Origin of the sequence: Catenuloplanes japonicus (assembly GCF_000717135.1) — a bacterium.
Taxonomy (GTDB): Bacteria; Actinomycetota; Actinomycetes; order Mycobacteriales; family Micromonosporaceae; genus Catenuloplanes; species Catenuloplanes japonicus.
Genome location: NZ_JNXY01000020.1, coordinates 1 through 15,514, shown reverse-complemented (window position 1 = coordinate 15,514; position 15,514 = coordinate 1). Strand labels below are relative to the sequence as shown.

General features: G+C 70.8%; 16 protein-coding genes. 7 read left to right on the top strand and 9 right to left on the bottom strand.

Going from position 1 to position 15,514, the window contains the following annotated elements; translation table 11 throughout:
- Positions 1–15: 15 nt before the first annotated feature.
- Positions 16–510 carry a hypothetical protein gene (locus OP04_RS25895; RefSeq protein WP_157240340.1) on the top strand — a complete coding sequence of 165 codons (495 nt, stop codon included), beginning with the start codon at positions 16–18 and terminating at the stop codon, positions 508–510.
- A gap of 67 nt (positions 511–577) precedes the next feature.
- Here the strand turns inward: OP04_RS25895 and OP04_RS25890 are convergent, their stop codons facing one another.
- From OP04_RS25890 to OP04_RS25870, 5 genes are all read right to left on the bottom strand, one after another.
- Entirely contained in the window at positions 578–799 is a 222-nt protein-coding gene (locus tag OP04_RS25890) for a hypothetical protein (protein WP_033342457.1), read from the bottom strand.
- A 126-nt stretch (positions 800–925) separates the two neighbouring features.
- Positions 926–1,672, bottom strand: a complete 747-nt coding sequence (locus tag OP04_RS25885) for an SAM-dependent methyltransferase (RefSeq protein WP_033342456.1) — start codon at positions 1,670–1,672, stop codon at positions 926–928.
- Between the two features lie 332 nt (positions 1,673–2,004).
- Positions 2,005–3,453, bottom strand: a complete 1,449-nt coding sequence (locus tag OP04_RS25880) for a rhamnulokinase (protein WP_051799007.1) — start codon at positions 3,451–3,453, stop codon at positions 2,005–2,007.
- Positions 3,450–5,480, bottom strand: coding sequence for a bifunctional rhamnulose-1-phosphate aldolase/short-chain dehydrogenase (locus tag OP04_RS25875; RefSeq protein WP_033342455.1), 2,031 nt, complete (start codon positions 5,478–5,480; stop codon positions 3,450–3,452). The genes OP04_RS25880 and OP04_RS25875 overlap by 4 nt, the downstream gene beginning before the upstream one ends.
- 268 nt (positions 5,481–5,748) lie before the next feature.
- On the bottom strand, positions 5,749–6,804 hold the full coding sequence (locus tag OP04_RS25870; protein WP_198153979.1) for a LacI family DNA-binding transcriptional regulator: 1,056 nt from the start codon (positions 6,802–6,804) through the stop codon (positions 5,749–5,751).
- A gap of 184 nt (positions 6,805–6,988) precedes the next feature.
- Between OP04_RS25870 and OP04_RS25865 the strand changes: the two genes are divergently transcribed.
- From OP04_RS25865 to rhaI, 6 genes are all read left to right on the top strand, one after another.
- Positions 6,989–8,512 carry a sugar ABC transporter ATP-binding protein gene (locus tag OP04_RS25865; protein ID WP_033342454.1) on the top strand — a complete coding sequence of 508 codons (1,524 nt, stop codon included), beginning with the start codon at positions 6,989–6,991 and terminating at the stop codon, positions 8,510–8,512.
- Between the two features lie 150 nt (positions 8,513–8,662).
- Positions 8,663–9,694, top strand: a complete 1,032-nt coding sequence (locus tag OP04_RS25860) for an ABC transporter permease (RefSeq protein WP_051799005.1) — start codon at positions 8,663–8,665, stop codon at positions 9,692–9,694.
- The gene (locus OP04_RS25855) at positions 9,687–10,682 is read left to right on the top strand and encodes an ABC transporter permease (protein WP_033342453.1); all 996 of its coding nucleotides are present in this window, start codon (positions 9,687–9,689) and stop codon (positions 10,680–10,682) included. The genes OP04_RS25860 and OP04_RS25855 overlap by 8 nt, the downstream gene beginning before the upstream one ends.
- 58 nt (positions 10,683–10,740) lie before the next feature.
- Entirely contained in the window at positions 10,741–11,811 is a 1,071-nt protein-coding gene (gene rhaS, locus OP04_RS25850; RefSeq protein ID WP_033342452.1) for a rhamnose ABC transporter substrate-binding protein, read from the top strand.
- Positions 11,812–11,830: 19 nt separating this feature from the next.
- The gene (locus OP04_RS25845) at positions 11,831–12,172 is read left to right on the top strand and encodes an L-rhamnose mutarotase (protein WP_033342451.1); all 342 of its coding nucleotides are present in this window, start codon (positions 11,831–11,833) and stop codon (positions 12,170–12,172) included.
- A 1-nt stretch (position 12,173) separates the two neighbouring features.
- Positions 12,174–13,340, top strand: coding sequence for an L-rhamnose isomerase (gene rhaI, locus OP04_RS25840; RefSeq protein WP_033342450.1), 1,167 nt, complete (start codon positions 12,174–12,176; stop codon positions 13,338–13,340).
- A 4-nt stretch (positions 13,341–13,344) separates the two neighbouring features.
- On the opposite strand, the gene OP04_RS25835 is transcribed toward rhaI, so the two are convergent.
- The 4 genes from OP04_RS25835 to OP04_RS25820 are packed head-to-tail and all read right to left on the bottom strand — an operon-like array spanning position 13,345 to position 15,421.
- Positions 13,345–13,878, bottom strand: coding sequence for a GNAT family N-acetyltransferase (locus OP04_RS25835; protein ID WP_033342449.1), 534 nt, complete (start codon positions 13,876–13,878; stop codon positions 13,345–13,347).
- A gap of 7 nt (positions 13,879–13,885) precedes the next feature.
- Entirely contained in the window at positions 13,886–14,464 is a 579-nt protein-coding gene (locus OP04_RS25830; protein WP_157240336.1) for a hypothetical protein, read from the bottom strand.
- Positions 14,465–14,489: 25 nt separating this feature from the next.
- Entirely contained in the window at positions 14,490–15,011 is a 522-nt protein-coding gene (locus tag OP04_RS25825) for a hypothetical protein (protein WP_033342447.1), read from the bottom strand.
- A complete protein-coding gene (locus OP04_RS25820) occupies positions 15,008–15,421 on the bottom strand; it encodes a hypothetical protein (RefSeq protein ID WP_033342446.1) in 414 nt (137 codons plus the stop codon). Before OP04_RS25820 ends, OP04_RS25825 begins: the two co-directional genes overlap by 4 nt.
- Positions 15,422–15,514: the final 93 nt, after the last annotated feature.

The following is a 15,514-nucleotide window of genomic DNA, read 5'->3' as shown; positions in this document are numbered from 1 at the left end:
GTATCCTTCCGAGCCATGCAAGAGACAGCCCGCTTAGCCGGTTTCTTCGCAGCACACGCCATCTGGAACGTGTCCGGTGGCGACCCGCTCGTCCCGCTCATGGGGTACGAGCAGGCCGGCGGTGACCGCGCCGTGGCCCGGTTCACCGACGAGGACCCGACCATCTCGGCCCTGACCGGCCAGGAGGCGCTCGAGTCCAACGAGTTCGCGGCCACGCGTGCCGCGCTCGTCGTCGAGGGGTTCATCCACCTGGCCGCCACGCCGCGCACCGACGCGCTGATCGTGCGCGCCGTCTCCTACTTCCCGGAGCGGTGTGCCATGGCGGTGGCGGTCCCGTTCCGTCCGCACACCGACAGGGACGGGTTCGCCGTGCACCGCCCGAGGTTCCTCGGCTTCGACAACGTGGAGCGGGAGGAGTTCCTCAAGATCGCCGACGCCTTCCACGAGGGCGTCCACTCGCACGAGGAGGCGTCCGGGGTCTGGAACGCGTCCCTGGACGAGTCGATCTAGATCAAATCCAGAAACGCAGCGGGGGTACGCGTACCCCCGCTGCGTTTTTTGGTGCTTCTTGCCCGTCCTACTTGGCGTCGAGCAGGTCGACGATCGCGGCGGAGGCGCGGAAGTACTTGTTCCGGCCCAGCTCACCGATCGTCTTGATGCCCAGGGCGTCGCGCAGGTGCTTGGCACCGTTCTCGCTGATGCCGGCGAGGGCCGCGACCGGCGCGGCCGCGATCTCCTCGAGCGACTTGTCCTGGTACTCCTTGTCAACGATCTTGCTCAGGTCACCGGTGACAGCCATGGATCCTCCAGCCACTTCGCTTATGGAACGGCGCGAACGCTAGCAGACCGATCTTGACGTTCCGTTACCGACGATCGGGGCACCGTCCAGGTGGGACAGTGCCCCGGCCGTCACCGGCACAAACCCTCAGCGACGTTGCAGGGCGAAGATCCCCCAGCCGAGGTACGGCCGCTGCCAGCGCACATGATGCAGCTGGGACCGGGTCAGGTCGGACCTCATCTCCGGCGCCAGCGGATCGCCCGGATTCGCGTCCAGCCACTGCCGCATGTTCATCCAGCTCGCGGCCACGTAACGATCCCAGCCGCGCTCGTCCGCCGTGATCATCTCGACCACGTCGTAGCCCAGCTCGTGAAACCGCTCGACCTGCCCGCGCAGAGACAGGCAGTCCACGCCGTGCAGGTCGCCGAAGAGCGCGGTCACGGCCTCCGGCGGCGGGTCGGCCCGCCAGTAGACGTCGCCGACCAGCAGCAGCCCCTTCTCGCCGGCGCTCTGTTCCATGAGCCGGATCGTGCCCGGCGTGTCACCGCCGATCCAGGTCGCGCCGATGCAGGCGACCACGTCCACCGGCGCGTCCGCCACGTGCTTCCCGGCGTCACCGTGCACGAAGACGACCCGGTCCTCGACGCGCAGCTCGGCCGCCCGCGCACGCGCGGCGGCCAGGAACGCGGTGCCGATGTCCACGCCGGTGCCGACGATGCCGTGGTCGCGGGCCCAGGTGCAGAGCAGCTCGCCCTTGCCGCAGGCGAGATCCAGGACCGTGGTCCCGGACGGAAGTCGCAGTGCCGCGCCGAGCGTCGCCAGCTGCGACGGCTCGATCGGGTTCATGACCCGCTGGCTACTCTCCCGGACGACGAAGTAGTTCGGAATATCCACTCTCAGGTGTCCTCACGTCTCGGTTCTCGGTCTCCTCCACTGGCCCGGCACCGACGACGGTCATAGGTCACCACTCCCTCATTCCTCAGGTTTCCCGCAGGCTACGCGCGCCCCGCCGCGCCCGCGACGGCTTTTCACCGCGCCTCACCCGGGTGCCGGGTCACCGCACCGCGGGGCGCGACGACCCGGCACCGGCCTCGGGCGTGGTCACGCCCGGGGACACCGGCTCGCCGGAGCGCGGCCCGCCCGCGGCCGCCCGCACTGCACGAGGACGGCCCCCTCGGGCTCAGAGCTCGAGGGGGCCGCGGCGCGGGCCGTACCATGTGATGCTTCTAAGGGTTTTCCCAGCCCAGACGCGTGGCGGCGGCGTCCCAGGCGGCCTGGTCGCCGGTGGGCTCGTAGCGGACGAGCGGCTGCGCGTCGCGCAGCAGCGCGCGCAGGTCGGACAGGGACGGGCCGGTCGCGCCGGCCGCGCGGGCCTGGACCAGCACGTTGCCGAGCGCGGTCGCCTCGACCGGGCCGGCCAGCACCGGCAGGCCGCAGGCGTCCGCGGTGAGCTGGCAGAGCAGCGTGTTGCGGGCGCCGCCGCCGACCACGTGCACGACGTCGATCCGCTTATCGGACAGCACGGACGCCTCCACCACCGTGCGGCGATGGGCCAGCGCGAGGCTATCCAGAATTGTCCGGACATATTGTGCTTTATCGGTGGGGATCGGCTGGCCGGTGCGCCGGCAGAAGTCGGCGATCCGGGCCGGCATGTCACCGGGCGGCAGGAAGTCCGGATGGTCCGGGTCGATGACGGAGCGGAACGGCTCCGCCGTCGCGGCGGCCTCGATCAGCGCGGGCAGGTCCGGGTCGCCCCACGCGCGACAGGACTCCTGGAGCAGCCAGAGGCCCATCACGTTGCGCAGATAGCGGATGGTGCCGTCGACACCGCCCTCGTTGGTGAAGTTCGCCGCGCGACTCGCCTCGGAGAGCACCGGCGCGTCCAGCTCCACACCGACCAGGGACCAGGTGCCGCAGGAGATGTACGCGAAATCCGCCCCCTCGGCCGGCACCGCGACCACGGCGGACGCGGTGTCGTGCGAGCCGACCGCGACGACGACCGGCTCGCCGGCGAGCTCGCGGGCCCGGCCGATCACCGTGCCCGGCTCGCGCAGCGGCGGGAAGAGCGCCCGGTCGAGGCCGATCTCCGTGATCAAATCGGTCGACCAGGCACGCTCGCGCAGGTCGAAGAGCTGCGTGGTGGACGCGTTGGTGATCTCCGCGCCGATCTGACCGGTCAGCCAGTAGGCGATCAGGTCCGGGATCATCAGCACGTGCCGGGCGGCGCCGAGCTGCGGCGTCCCGGCGGCGGCGGACAGTTGGTAGAGCGTGTTGAAGTTCAGCTGCTGCAGGCCGGTGGTGGCGTAGAGCCGCTCCTCGCCGAGCCGCGCGGCCACGTCCCGCCAGAGGCCGGTGGTGCGCGCGTCCCGGTAGTGGACCGGGTTGCCGAGCAGCGCGCCCGTGCCGTCGATCAGTCCGTAGTCGACGGCCCAGGAGTCGATGCCGATGCTGTCCACCGGGCCCGCCTTGCGCAGGCCCTCCAGCACGCCGCGGTAGAGCGCGAGGACGTCCCAGTGCAGCGTGCCGTTCACGCTGACCGGCTCGTTCGGGAAGCGGTGCACCTCGTCGAGGTGCAGATCGTTCCCGGCGAGCGTGGCGCGGACGACGCGGCCGGAGGAGGCGCCGAGGTCGACGGCGGCGAAGGTCCGCACGGCCGCCGGTGTGCCCGCGGTCATCGGAGGAAGGCGGCCGCGACGCCGGCGTCGACCGGGATGTGCAGCCCGGTGGTGTGTGACAGCTCGCCCGCGGTCAGCACGAAGACCGCGTTCGCCACGTGCTCCGGCAGCACCTCGCGCTTGAGCAGCGTGCGCTGCGCGTAGTAGGCGCCCAGCTCCTCCTCGGGCACGCCGTAGACCGCGGCCCGCTTCGCGCCCCAGCCGCCGGCGAAGATGCCGGAGCCGCGGACCACGCCGTCCGGGTTGATGCCGTTCACCCGGATCCCGTGGCCGCCCAGCTCGGCCGCGAGCAGCCGGACCTGGTGCGCCTGGTCCGCCTTGGCCGCGCCGTAGGCCACGTTGTTCGGCCCGGCGAACAGCGAGTTCTTCGACGAGATGTAGACGATGTCGCCGCCCATCCCCTGCGCGACCAGCACCCTCGCCGCCTCGCGGGAGACCAGGAACGAGCCTCTGGCCATCACGTCGTGCTGCAGGTCCCAGTCCGCCTCGGTGGTCTCCAGCAGCGGCTTGGAGACGGAGAGGCCGGCGTTGTTGACGATCAGGTCGACGCCGCCGAACGCGAGCGTGGCCTGCGTGATGGCACGCGCCACCGCGTCGCCGTCCGTGACGTCCGCCGCGACCGCGATCGCCTGGTCGGTCCCGCCGATCTCCGCCGCGACGTTCTGCGCGCCCTCAAAGTTGCGATCCGCGACCACCACGCAGGCGCCCTCGGCCGCGAGCCGCAGCGCGATCGCCCGGCCGATGCCGGAACCGCCGCCGGTCACGAACGCCACGCGCGTGGCCAGCGGCTTCGGCTTCGGCAGCCGTTGCAGCTTGGCCTCCTCCAGCGCCCAGTACTCGATCCGGAACTTCTCCGACTCGTCGATCGGCGCGTAGCTGGACAGCGCCTCCGCGCCGCGCATCACGTTGATCGCGTTGACGTAGAACTCGCCGGCGACGCGCGCGGTCTGCTTGTTCGCCCCGAACGAGAACATGCCCACGCCCGGCACCAGCACGATCGCCGGATCGGCGCCGCGGATCGCCGGGGAGTCCGGCGTGGCGTGGCGCTCGTAGTAGGCGCGATAGTCCTCGCGGTAGGCCTCGTGCAGCTCCTTCAGCCGCTGGACGGTCTCCTCGATGCCCGCGGTGGGTCCAAGATCCAAAACCAACGGCTTCACCTTGGTACGGAGGAAGTGGTCCGGACAGGACGTCCCCTTCTCCGCCAGCTCGTGCAGACGCGCCCGGCCCACGAAGTCGAGCACCTCGGGCACGTCCGTGTAGTGGCCGACCTGCGCGCGATCGGTCGACGCCAGCCCCCGGATCACCGGGAACAGCGCGGCCGCGCGGGCGTGGCGCTCCTCCTCCGGCAGCGGCTCGGTGACCGTCGCGCCGAACGGCTCCGGCCGCCCGTGCGCCTCGATGTAGGCGGCCGCGGTCTCGATGATGGTGAGCGAGTTGCGCTCCGACTCCGCGCCGGTGCCGCCCCACGCGGTGATGCCGTGGCCGCCGAGGATGCAGCCGATCGCCTGCGGGTTCGCCGCCTGTACGGCCGCGATGTCCAGCCCGAGCTGGAAGCCCGGCCGCCGCCACGGCACCCAGACGACCCGGTCGCCGAAGATCTCCTTGGTCAGCGCGGGCCCGTCCGCGGCCGTGGCGATCGCGATGCCCGCGTCCGGGTGCAGGTGGTCGACGTGCGGCGCCTCCACCAGCCCGTGCATCGCGGTGTCGATCGACGGCGCCGCACCCCCGCGCCCGTGCAGGCAGTAGTCGAACGCCGCGACCATCTCGTCCTCGCGCTCCACGCCGGGGTAGACGCCCACCAGCGCGCGCAGCCGGTCCAGCCGCAGCACCGCGAGCCCGGCCTCGGTGAGCGTGCCGAGATCGCCGCCGGACCCCTTCACCCAGAGCAGGTCCGTCGGCGCGCCGGTCACCGGATCGGTCTCCGTCGCCTTCGCCGAGGTGTTGCCGCCGGCGTAGTTGGTGTTGCGCGGGTCCGCGCCCAGCCGGTTGCTGCGCTCCAGCAGGTCACGTACTGCGGGGTTCGTCATGGTGTCCTTCTCGCGGGATGGTCGGGACTACTGGCTACCCTGAAACGTTTCATGAATGTCGGACAGGTTACGGCGGGCGCGTCCGGCGGGTCAAGCCCTGCCCGGTCGCATGAAACGTTCAACGTTGCCACCGCGCGCAACCGGCCGACTCCACAGAGACACCGCACCATGCGACGCCACAGCGGGTCAAGATCGGATCGACCGTCCTCAGGACTCCGTCGCGGGCCGGTGCCCGGCGGCGGTCAGGACGCGTCACCCGCCTGCCGGCTCAGGACTGCGTCGCGGACCGGTTCGCCGTCGAGGCGCGGGCGACCAGCTCCGGGATGAAGGTGGCCTGCTCGTGGCGGTGGTGGGGATTCGTGGCCTCGTCCAGCAGGAGTTTCGCGGCGGCGCGGCCCAGCTCCTGGCGCGGCTGCCGGACCGACGTCAGCGGCACCGCGGCCGCGGCCGCGAACTCGATGTCGTCGAAGCCCACGATCGCCAGATCCTCCGGCACGCGCGCGCCGGCACCGACGGCCTGCTGGAGCAGCCCCAGCGCCAGCAGATCGTTGGCACAGAACGCCGCGGTCGGACGACGCCGCGCGGCTATCCCGGCCAGCCGCTCGCCGGCGGACCGCCCCTCGCTGACCGAGAGCGCGTCGGTCGGCAGCCACACCAGATCCTCCGGATTGCGGCCGAACTCGGCCCAGATCTGGCGCGCGCCCTCCAGCCGCTCGCGGACCTGGCCGATCGAGTCGGGACCGCCGACGAACGCGACGCGCGAGTGCCCCTGCTCGATCAGGTGCTCAACCGCGATCCGGCCGCCGAGCACGTCGTCGACGCCGACGGAGCAGAACGCGTCGGACTCGCGGTGCCGGTCGACGATCACGACCGGGATGCCGCGGCGGGCGATCTCGTCGAGGTGCGGCGCGTCCGCGTTGACCGGGGTGATCAGGATGCCCTGGACGCGCTGCTGGAGCAGGCGGTCGAGGTGCGTCTCCTCCCGTTCGGCACGGCCGTTGCTGTTGCAGATGAACAGAGAGAGGTCCGCGTCCTCGGCGGCGAGCTCGATGCCCTGCGCCACGTCGTTGAAGAACGGGTTGGTGGCGTCGAGCATCACGTAGGCCAGCGTGCGGCTGGTCCCGGCCCGGAGCTGCCGTGCGGACTCGTTGCGCACGAAGCCGAGGTCGGCCATGGCGCGCTCGACGCGCTCGCGGGTGGCGGGGCTGACGCGCTCGGGACGATTGAGCACGTTGGAGACGGTGCCGAGCGAGACGTCCGCGGCGGCGGCGACGTCCTTCACCGACGGCGTGCGGGAGCCCGGCCGGGCACGTTGCTGGCTCACCACGGGGCACTCCTGACGCCTTTGAAACGTTGTAGAGACACCTTACGGTACGCACATCCGTGCGAACGGCATGTTTCCTAACGATTTCTCTCCGCTGCTTGACACGTGTGACCGGGGCCACCTAACGTCGCCCTACACGTCTTGAAACATTTCAACAGACCCCGACAACAGGCGGAGGTGGCCCGTGACGACAGATCGAAGCACGTCGTCAGGCCCGGCGTTACTCGAGGTGCTGGACGTCTCCAAGTCCTTCGGCGCGGTGGCCGCGGTGCAGGGGGTCTCCTTCCCGCTGTACGCCGGCGAGGCCCACGCGCTGGTCGGTGAGAACGGCGCGGGCAAGTCCACGATCGTCAAGATGCTGGCCGGCGTGCATCGGCCGGACACCGGCACGTTGCGGGCCGACGGCGAGAACCGGACCTTCCACTCCCCCGCGGATGCGAAGGCGGCCGGCATCGCGGTGATCTACCAGGAGCCCACGCTCTTCCCGGACCTGTCCGTCGCGGAGAACATCGCGATGGGCAACGCGCCGCTGACCCGGTTGCGCCAGATCGACCGCAGATCGATGCGGGCCACGGCCGAGCGGCTCTTCGCCCGGCTCGGCGTGCGCATCGACCCGGACCGGCCCGCCCGCGGCCTCTCCATCGCGGACCAGCAGATCGTCGAGATCGCGAAGGCGCTCTCCACGAAGGCCCGCGTGCTGATCATGGACGAGCCGACCGCCGCGCTCTCCGGCGTCGAGGTCGAGCGGCTCTTCTCCGTCGTCCGGTCGCTGCGCGACGAGGGCGCCGCGATCATGTTCATCTCGCACCGGTTCGAGGAGATCACCGCGCTCTGCCAGCGCGTGACGATCATGCGGGACGGCCGGCACGTCGCCACCGAGAAGGTCGAGGATCTCTCCGTCGACGACATGATCCGGCGGATGGTCGGCCGCGACCTCTCCGCGCTCTTCCCGAAGCAGGAGGTGACGGCCGGGGACGTGGTGCTCACGGTCGAGGGCCTCAGCCGCGAGGGTGTGTTCCGGGACATCAGCTTCGAGGTCCGGGCCGGCGAGATCGTGGCGCTGGCCGGGCTGGTCGGCTCCGGCCGCTCCGAGGTCATGCAGGCCGTGTTCGGCGTCGACCCGTACGACAGCGGAACGGTCGTCTTCAACGGCAAGCGGCTCAAGCCCCGCAACCCGCGCGCCGCGATGAACGCGGGCCTGGCGCTGGTCCCGGAGGACCGCCGTCAGCAGGGCCTGGTGATGGACCTGTCGATCGCGCGGAACGTGACGCTCCCCCGCTCCGGCGCGCTCGCCCGGCTCGGCCTGCTGTTCGGCGGCACGGAGAAGCGCGAGGCCGAGAGCTGGACGCGGAAGCTGCAGACCAGATTCGGCAGGCTCTCCGACGCGGTCGGCACGCTCTCCGGCGGCAACCAGCAGAAGGTCGTGCTGGCCAAGTGGCTGGCCACCGGCCCGAAGCTGCTGATCGTGGACGAGCCCACCCGCGGCATCGACGTCGGCACCAAGGCCGAGGTGCACCGGCTGATGTCGTCGCTGGCCGCGGACGGGATGGCCGTGGTGATGGTCTCCTCCGAGCTGCCCGAGGTGCTCGGCATGGCGGACCGGGTGCTGGTGCTGCGCGAGGGCCACCTGGTCGCGGAACTCTCCCGCGCCGAGGCCACCGAGGAGTCCGTGATGTACGCGGCGATGGGACAGAAGGTGACGGCATGAGCGAGCTTGCGAGCGAATCGGGAGCTCAGTGCCCTGACTCAGGCCGGCGCCGGAGCGCAGCGGAGGTGACGGCATGAGCGAGCTTGCGAGCGAATCAGCAGCTCAGTGCCCTGACTCAGGCCGGCGCCGGAGCGCAGCGGAGGTGACGGCATGAGCGTCGCGGTCACGGAGATCCACAAGCAAGATCAAAAGCCAGGACGCAGCCTCGGGTACGTCTTCCGCCAGCGCGAGATGGGCATCGTGCTGGCGCTGGTGGCGCTGGTCGCCTACACCGCGATAAACCAGTCCCGGTTCCTGTCGTCGCAGAGCATAAGGGACATCCTGCTGAACACCGCGATCCTGGCGGTGCTCGCGTCCGGCATGGCGGTCGTGGTGATCACCCGGCACATCGACCTGAGCGTCGGTTCCGTGCTCGGCCTCAGCGCGTTCGCGGTCGCGACCGTGATGCAGCACAACCAGGACCTGCCGATGGTGGCCGCGCTCGCGCTCGGCCTCGGGATCGGCGCGGTGGCCGGCGTGGTCAACGGCGCGCTGGTCCACTTCGGCAACGTGCCCGCGCTGGTGGTCACGCTCGGCACGATGTACGCCTACCGCGGCCTCACCTACTCCTGGGCCGGCGGCCAGCAGGTCACGGCGGACGAGGTGCCCCGGCACTTCCTGCGCTTCGCGAACAGCGACCTGCTCGGCGTGCCGTGGCTGGTCATCATCGCGCTGGCGGTGATCGCCGGCGTCGGCGTGATGATGCGCAACTACCGGATCGGCCGCGAGCTGTACGCGATGGGTTCCAGCCCGCAGGCGGCCGGACTGGCCGGCATCAAGATCGCGCGGAACACGCTGGTCGCGTTCGTGATCAGCGGCGCGCTGGCCGGCCTCGGCGGCGTGCTCTACGCGTCCCGGTTCGGCACGGTCGACGCGGCCTCCGGCAACGGTTACGAGCTGCAGGTCGTCGCGGCCGTGGTGGTCGGCGGCGTGGCGGTGTTCGGCGGCAGCGGCACGATCTGGGGCGCCGGCCTCGGCGCGTTGCTGCTCACGGTCATCGGCAGCGCGCTCGCGGTCCTGGACATCAACCAGTTCTGGCAGCAGGCCATCGTCGGCGCGCTGATCGTGCTGGCCATCGGCGCGGACCGGCTGGTCGCGGTACGCATCGCCCGGTCGCTGAGGAAGAGGGACTCACATGTCTGAGCTGAGGGGACGGCTCGCGAGCTGGGACAGCGCGATCATCGGCGTCACGGTCCTGGTCCTGATCGGCGCGAGCATCGGTGTGGAGAACTTCGGGAACAGCTCGAACTTCACGTTCCTGATCCTGGACCTGCTGCCGATCGCGCTGATCGCGCTGCCGATGACGATGATCGTGATCACCGGCGAGATCGACCTGAGCGTGGCCAGCACGCTGGGCCTGACCAGCGCGATCATGGGCGACCTGTGGAACCGCGGCCTGACCATCGAGACGATCATGCCGCTGTGCGTGCTGGCCGGCGCGCTGCTCGGCGCCGTCAACGGCTTCCTGATCAACCGGCTCGGGCTGCCGTCGCTGGCGGTCACGATCGGCACGCTGGCGCTCTACCGGGGCCTGGCGCTCGTGGTGCTGGGCGACGCCGCGGTGGCGGACTTCCCGTGGACCTACACGGGCTGGGTCACCGGCACGATCGGCGGCGCGGTCCCGAACGTGCTCATCATCCTGGTGGTGCTCGCGGTGATCGCCGGCGTGGTGCTGCACGCGACGCCGTTCGGCCGGTCGCTGTTCGCGATCGGGGCGAACGACCAGGCCGCGCGCTTCTCCGGCATCAACGTGACCCGCACGAAGTTCTGGCTGTACGTGGTCAGCGGCGCGGTCGCGGGCCTGGCCGGCGTGCTCTGGACGCTGCGGTACTCCAGCGCCCGCGCGGACAACGGCGCCGGACTGGAGCTGGCGGTCGTGGCGGCCGTGCTGCTCGGCGGCGTCTCGATCTTCGGCGGCAAGGGCAGCCTGTGGGGTGTGCTCTCCGGCGTGCTGCTGCTGGCCGCGCTGCAGAACGCGCTGCGGCTGCAGGACGTGTCCGGCCAGGCGCTGAACATCGTCACCGGCGTGCTGCTCATCGCGTCGGTGCTACTCCCCAACATCATCACCGGCACCCGGAACGCGCTACAGAAGCGGCGGCTGCGCGCAGCCGTACCCGCGCAGAGCTCTTGATCTTGCATTTGGCACCCCCGTGGCACCGAAAACCTCCCACCGAAAGGGCACGCACATCATGAGGATCCACTCCACGCGCGCGCTGGCCGTGGCCACCGCGTCGCTGCTGACGCTAGGCCTCGCCGCGTGCGGCGGCACCAGCAAGGGCGACGAGACCGGCGGGGCCGGACCGGCCTCCACCGCGCAGGCGGACCCGAACGCCGCGCTCAAGGAGGGCCTGAAGATCGCCTTCCTGCCGAAGCAGCTGAACAACCCCTACTCGGACGTGCTGGCCGGGGGCGGCGAGGTCGCGGTCGGCGAGCTCAAGGGCGAGTACAAGCTGGTCGGGCCGAACGACGCGGCCGCATCCAGCCAGGTCAGCTACATCAACACGCTGATCCAGCAGCAGCAGGACGTGATCGGCATCGCGGCGAACGACCCGAACGCGGTCTGCCCGTCGCTGAACCAGGCTCGCCAGGCCGGCATCAAGATCGTCTCGTTCGACTCGGACGCGTCGAAGGACTGCCGCGACGTCTTCATCAACCAGGCCACCACGCAGGGCATCGGCGAGAGCCTGGCGAAGATGGCGAACGAGCTGGCCGGCGGCGAGGGCGAGATCGCGATCCTCTCCGCGACGCCGAACGCGACCAACCAGAACGCCTGGATCAAGGTCGTCGAGGCGGAGCTGCAGAAGCCGGAGAACAGCAAGCTCAAGCTGGTCAAGACGGTCTACGGCAACGACGACGACCAGAAGTCGTTCCAGGAGGCGCAGGGCCTGCTGCAGTCGTACCCGAACCTGAAGGTCATCGTCTCGCCGACCACGGTGGGTATCGCCGCGGCCGCGCGCTACGTCTCCTCCTCGAACTTCAAGGGCAAGGTCGCGATCACCGGGCTGGGCCTGCCGAACCAGATGCGGGAGTACGTCAAGGACGGCACCGTCTCGAAGTTCTCGCTGTGGGTCCCGTCCGACATCGGCTACCTGGCGGCCTACGCCGGCGCCGCGCTCGCGTCCGGCCAGATCACCGGCGCGGCCGGCGAGAAGTTCACGGCCGGCAAGCTCGGCGAGTACACGATCGCCGCGGACGGCGAGATCGTGCTCGGCCCGCCGACCGAGTTCACCGCGCAGAACATCGACCAGTTCGACTTCTAGATCGCTACAGGGAGTAGTTGTGCCTCGGTACTGCTTTGAGCTGCACGTCAAGCCGGATCGTCTCGACGAGTACGTCGCGCGGCACAGGGCCGTCTGGCCGGACATGCTGGCCGCGCTGCGGGACACCGGCTGGCGCAACTACTCCCTGTTTCTGCGCCCGGACGGGCTGCTCATCGGATACGTCGAGGCGGACGACCTCGCCGCGGCACAGGCCGCAATGGCACGGACCGAGGTCAACAAGCGCTGGCAGTCGGAGATGTCGCAGTTCTTCACCGGCATCGACGGCGGGCCGCCGGACGAGGGGTTCGTGCTGCTGACCGAGGTGTTCAACCTGGACGACCAGCTACGGAAGAGTGAGTGACATGGCTGACCTGAACGCGGTGAAGCAGGCGCTTCGCGAGCAGCAGATCGAGACGCCGTCCTGGGCGTTCGGCAACTCGGGTACCCGGTTCAAGGTGTTCGCGCAGGCCGGGGTGCCGCGCACGCCCGAGGAGAAGATCGCGGACGCGGCCACGGTCCACCGCTTCACCGGCGTCGCACCGAGCGTGGCGCTGCACATCCCGTGGGACAAGGTCGCGGACTACTCCGCTCTGTCGTCCTTCGCCGTGGAGAACGGCGTCAGACTCGGCGCGATCAACACGAACGTCTTCCAGGACGACGACTACAAGCTCGGCTCGGTCACCAACCCCGACCCGGCGATCCGCCGCAAGGCCACGGACCACCTGCTCGAAGCCGTGGACATCATGGACCGGACCGGCTCGCGCGACCTGAAACTGTGGTTCTCCGACGGCCTCAACTACCCGGGCCAGGACGACCTGCGGTCCCGCCAGGACCGGCTGGCGGCGTCGCTGCGCGAGGCCTACGACCGGCTGAGCGACGAGCAGCGGATCGTGCTGGAGTACAAGCTCTTCGAGCCCGCGTTCTACGCCACCGACGTGCCGGACTGGGGCACGTCCTACGCGCACTGCATCGAGCTGGGCCCGAAGGCGACGGTCTGCATCGACACCGGCCACCACGCGCCCGGCACGAACATCGAGTTCATCGTGGCGTTCCTGCTCCGGCAGGGGAAGCTCGGCGCGTTCGACTTCAACAGCCGGTTCTACGCGGACGACGACCTGATGGCCGGCGCGGCCGACCCGTTCCAGCTGTTCCGGATCATGTACGAGATCGTCCGGGCTTCTGCTCTCTCGCCGTCCTACGGGATCAACTTCATGCTCGACCAGTGCCACAACATCGAGGCGAAGATCCCGGCGATCATCCGGTCCGTGATGAACATCCAGGAGGCGACCGCGAAGGCGCTGCTGGTGGACCGCGACGCGCTGTTCAAGGCGCAGGCCGAGGGCGACGTGCTGGAGTCGAACGCGATCCTGATGGACGCGTACAACACGGACGTCCGGCCGCTGCTCGGCGAGGTCCGCGAGGAGCTCGGCCTCGACCCGAACCCGGTCGCGGCGTACAAGCGCAGCGGTTACCAGGAGAGGATCGTCGCGGACCGGGTCGGCGGCGAACAGGCCGGCTGGGGCGCCTGACCGCTCAGGCGTGGCGCTCTACGATCCCGTAGAGCGCCACGTCCTCGTTGCGGTCCGGGAAACGCATGGCCCGCCGCAGCACGCCCTCGAAGTCGTAGCCGCAGCGTTCCGCGACCGCACGCGCCCGCTTGTTCGTCACCATCGTGCGGATCTCCGCGCGGCGCATGCCGTAGCTGTCGAACGCCGCATCGGTCAGCGCCGTCACCGCGCGCGTGACCAGGCCCTTCCCCTCCGCGTCCGCGTCGAGCCAGTAGCCGATGTCCGCGATCAGCGTCTGCGCGTCCCGCCGCATGCCGCACGCGCCGACCGGCACCCCGTCGTGCTCGATCATCAGGTACGTCTCGCGCCCCTCCGCGAACCGGTCCAGGCAACCACGGATGTACGACCGGGTGCTCTCCACCGACGGCCGGTACGCCGCCCACGGCTGCCATCGCGCCAGCCGGTCCTGGTTACGCAGCATCAGCGCCGTGATCGGCTCCGCGTGGTGCGGCTCCGCCAGCGTCAGCCGCAGGTCGTCGTCGACGGTCAGCGCGAACATCGTTTCCTTACTTCGGCTCGCATGACGTCACGTAGGTCGCGGGCCAGCCGGCCGCCGCCAGGTCCATCGTGGACCCGATCTCGCTGCGCGCCCCGTCCGCCGACTCGACCAGCACCCGCGTCGAGGCCGGCACCGGCGACTCGGACGTGCAGTCGAACAGGATCGTCACGTCGATCTCGATCGTCCCGCCCGGCTGCAGCCAGCGCGCCTTCTCCTCGACCGTGGTCATCCGCAGCCCGTTCGCCTCGGCGGACACCGCGTACACCACCACCTCGGCCCGGCCGGTGTTGGAGACGACGATCCTGCCGTACGCCCGCGCCTCCGCCCCCGCCCGCGAGACCTGGAAGAACTTCGGGTCCCGCGAGATCGTCAGCTCCGGCTCCGCCGACGGCGCCTCCTGCGGCGCGCTCGGCCGCAGCGCGAGATACACACCGCCACCGCCCGCCACCGCTCCCGCGCCGAAAAACACGATCAAGAGCATGACCAGTGGGTACGCGGAGAGCCGCCGACGCTGATAGGCCAGCCAGCCTTGGTCTGTGCGCTCCGGGGACGGCGCTGCCACGTCCAGCTCGATGGTCTGCGACACCGGCACACCCTACCCCCACCCGGTTTCAGCCGGCGGGATCGTGCGCCAGCACCTCGCACGCTTTCAGCCGCATCACCGGCCACGGCCGCGCCGCCGTTATCGGCAGATCCACCTCGCCCCGGTCCCCGCCCGGCGACCGGTCCACCACCGCGCGCCCCACCGCGCCCGCAAGCGCGTCGTGCACGCAGGTCATCGTGATGGTCACGCCCATCGGCGCGGTCCCGCCCGGACTCATCCGGTGCGGCCGCTCCTCGTTCATCGCGATCCGCACGCCCGGCCACTCCGCGTGCACCGCGTGCACCACCGCGGCCTCGTCGTCCACGTTCGTCACGGTCGCCACGCCACGCAGCCGGACCTCGCCGGCCGCCACGTGCACCTCGTCCTGCACGGCCACGTGCGCCGTGAACTCCTCCCCCATCTCCTCCTCTGCCCGGCCGCGCACCCCCAGCCAGACCGCCGCGATCAACACCACCACCAGCGGGTACGCCCAGAGCCATCCCCAGCGCGGCTCCTTCTGCGGCTCCGGCGTCCCGTCGAGCTCGATCATGCGTCACCCAGCCGGCGGCGCAGCAACTCGGCCAGCGGCACCGAGTCCCCGTCCCGGCCGCCCTCGCCCACGATCAGCCGGGGCTCGGACGGCGCCACGGTCACGCCGGTCAGCCGCGCCAGCAGCCCGCCCGGCGCGCTGAGCGCATAGAACTCCCCGTCCGTACCGACCGCCACCGACCGGTCCACCCGGAGATACCACCCTCGAAGCCCGGTCCGCAGCCGCCCACCGCCACCGCCGTAGGCCACGGCCGTCAGCGCCTCGGCCTCGAGGCCCCGCTCCCGCGCCTCCCGTACGAACCCGGCCAGCAGCTCCCGCGCCCGCGCCGCCTCCCCGTCCCGGACCGCCTGCCGGGCCGCCGCATGCGCCTCGATCGCACGACGCCGCTGCTCGGCCCAGCCCTCACTCATGGCCGCAGCGTATCCGCCCTCCCCCGCCACCGCATGCGCCCCGATCCCCCACGGCCGCCGCCCCGCCCCGCCTCTTTCCCGCCTCCCCATCGC

Excerpts from the sequence above, each read along its gene's own strand:
- OP04_RS25890 (WP_033342457.1), bottom strand. The coding sequence starts at position 799 with ATGGCTGTCACCGGTGACCTGAGCAAGATCGTTGACAAGGAGTACCAG.
- OP04_RS25860 (WP_051799005.1), top strand. The coding sequence starts at position 8,663 with ATGAGCGTCGCGGTCACGGAGATCCACAAGCAAGATCAAAAGCCAGGA.
- OP04_RS25825 (WP_033342447.1), bottom strand. The coding sequence starts at position 15,011 with ATGATCGAGCTCGACGGGACGCCGGAGCCGCAGAAGGAGCCGCGCTGG.
- OP04_RS25855 (WP_033342453.1), top strand. The coding sequence starts at position 9,687 with ATGTCTGAGCTGAGGGGACGGCTCGCGAGCTGGGACAGCGCGATCATC.
- OP04_RS25835 (WP_033342449.1), bottom strand. The coding sequence starts at position 13,878 with ATGTTCGCGCTGACCGTCGACGACGACCTGCGGCTGACGCTGGCGGAG.
- OP04_RS25875 (WP_033342455.1), bottom strand. The coding sequence starts at position 5,480 with ATGACGAACCCCGCAGTACGTGACCTGCTGGAGCGCAGCAACCGGCTG.
- rhaS (WP_033342452.1), top strand. The coding sequence starts at position 10,741 with ATGAGGATCCACTCCACGCGCGCGCTGGCCGTGGCCACCGCGTCGCTG.
- OP04_RS25880 (WP_051799007.1), bottom strand. The coding sequence starts at position 3,453 with ATGACCGCGGGCACACCGGCGGCCGTGCGGACCTTCGCCGCCGTCGAC.
- rhaI (WP_033342450.1), top strand. The coding sequence starts at position 12,174 with ATGGCTGACCTGAACGCGGTGAAGCAGGCGCTTCGCGAGCAGCAGATC.
- OP04_RS25820 (WP_033342446.1), bottom strand. The coding sequence starts at position 15,421 with ATGAGTGAGGGCTGGGCCGAGCAGCGGCGTCGTGCGATCGAGGCGCAT.
- OP04_RS25895 (WP_157240340.1), top strand. The coding sequence starts at position 16 with ATGCAAGAGACAGCCCGCTTAGCCGGTTTCTTCGCAGCACACGCCATC.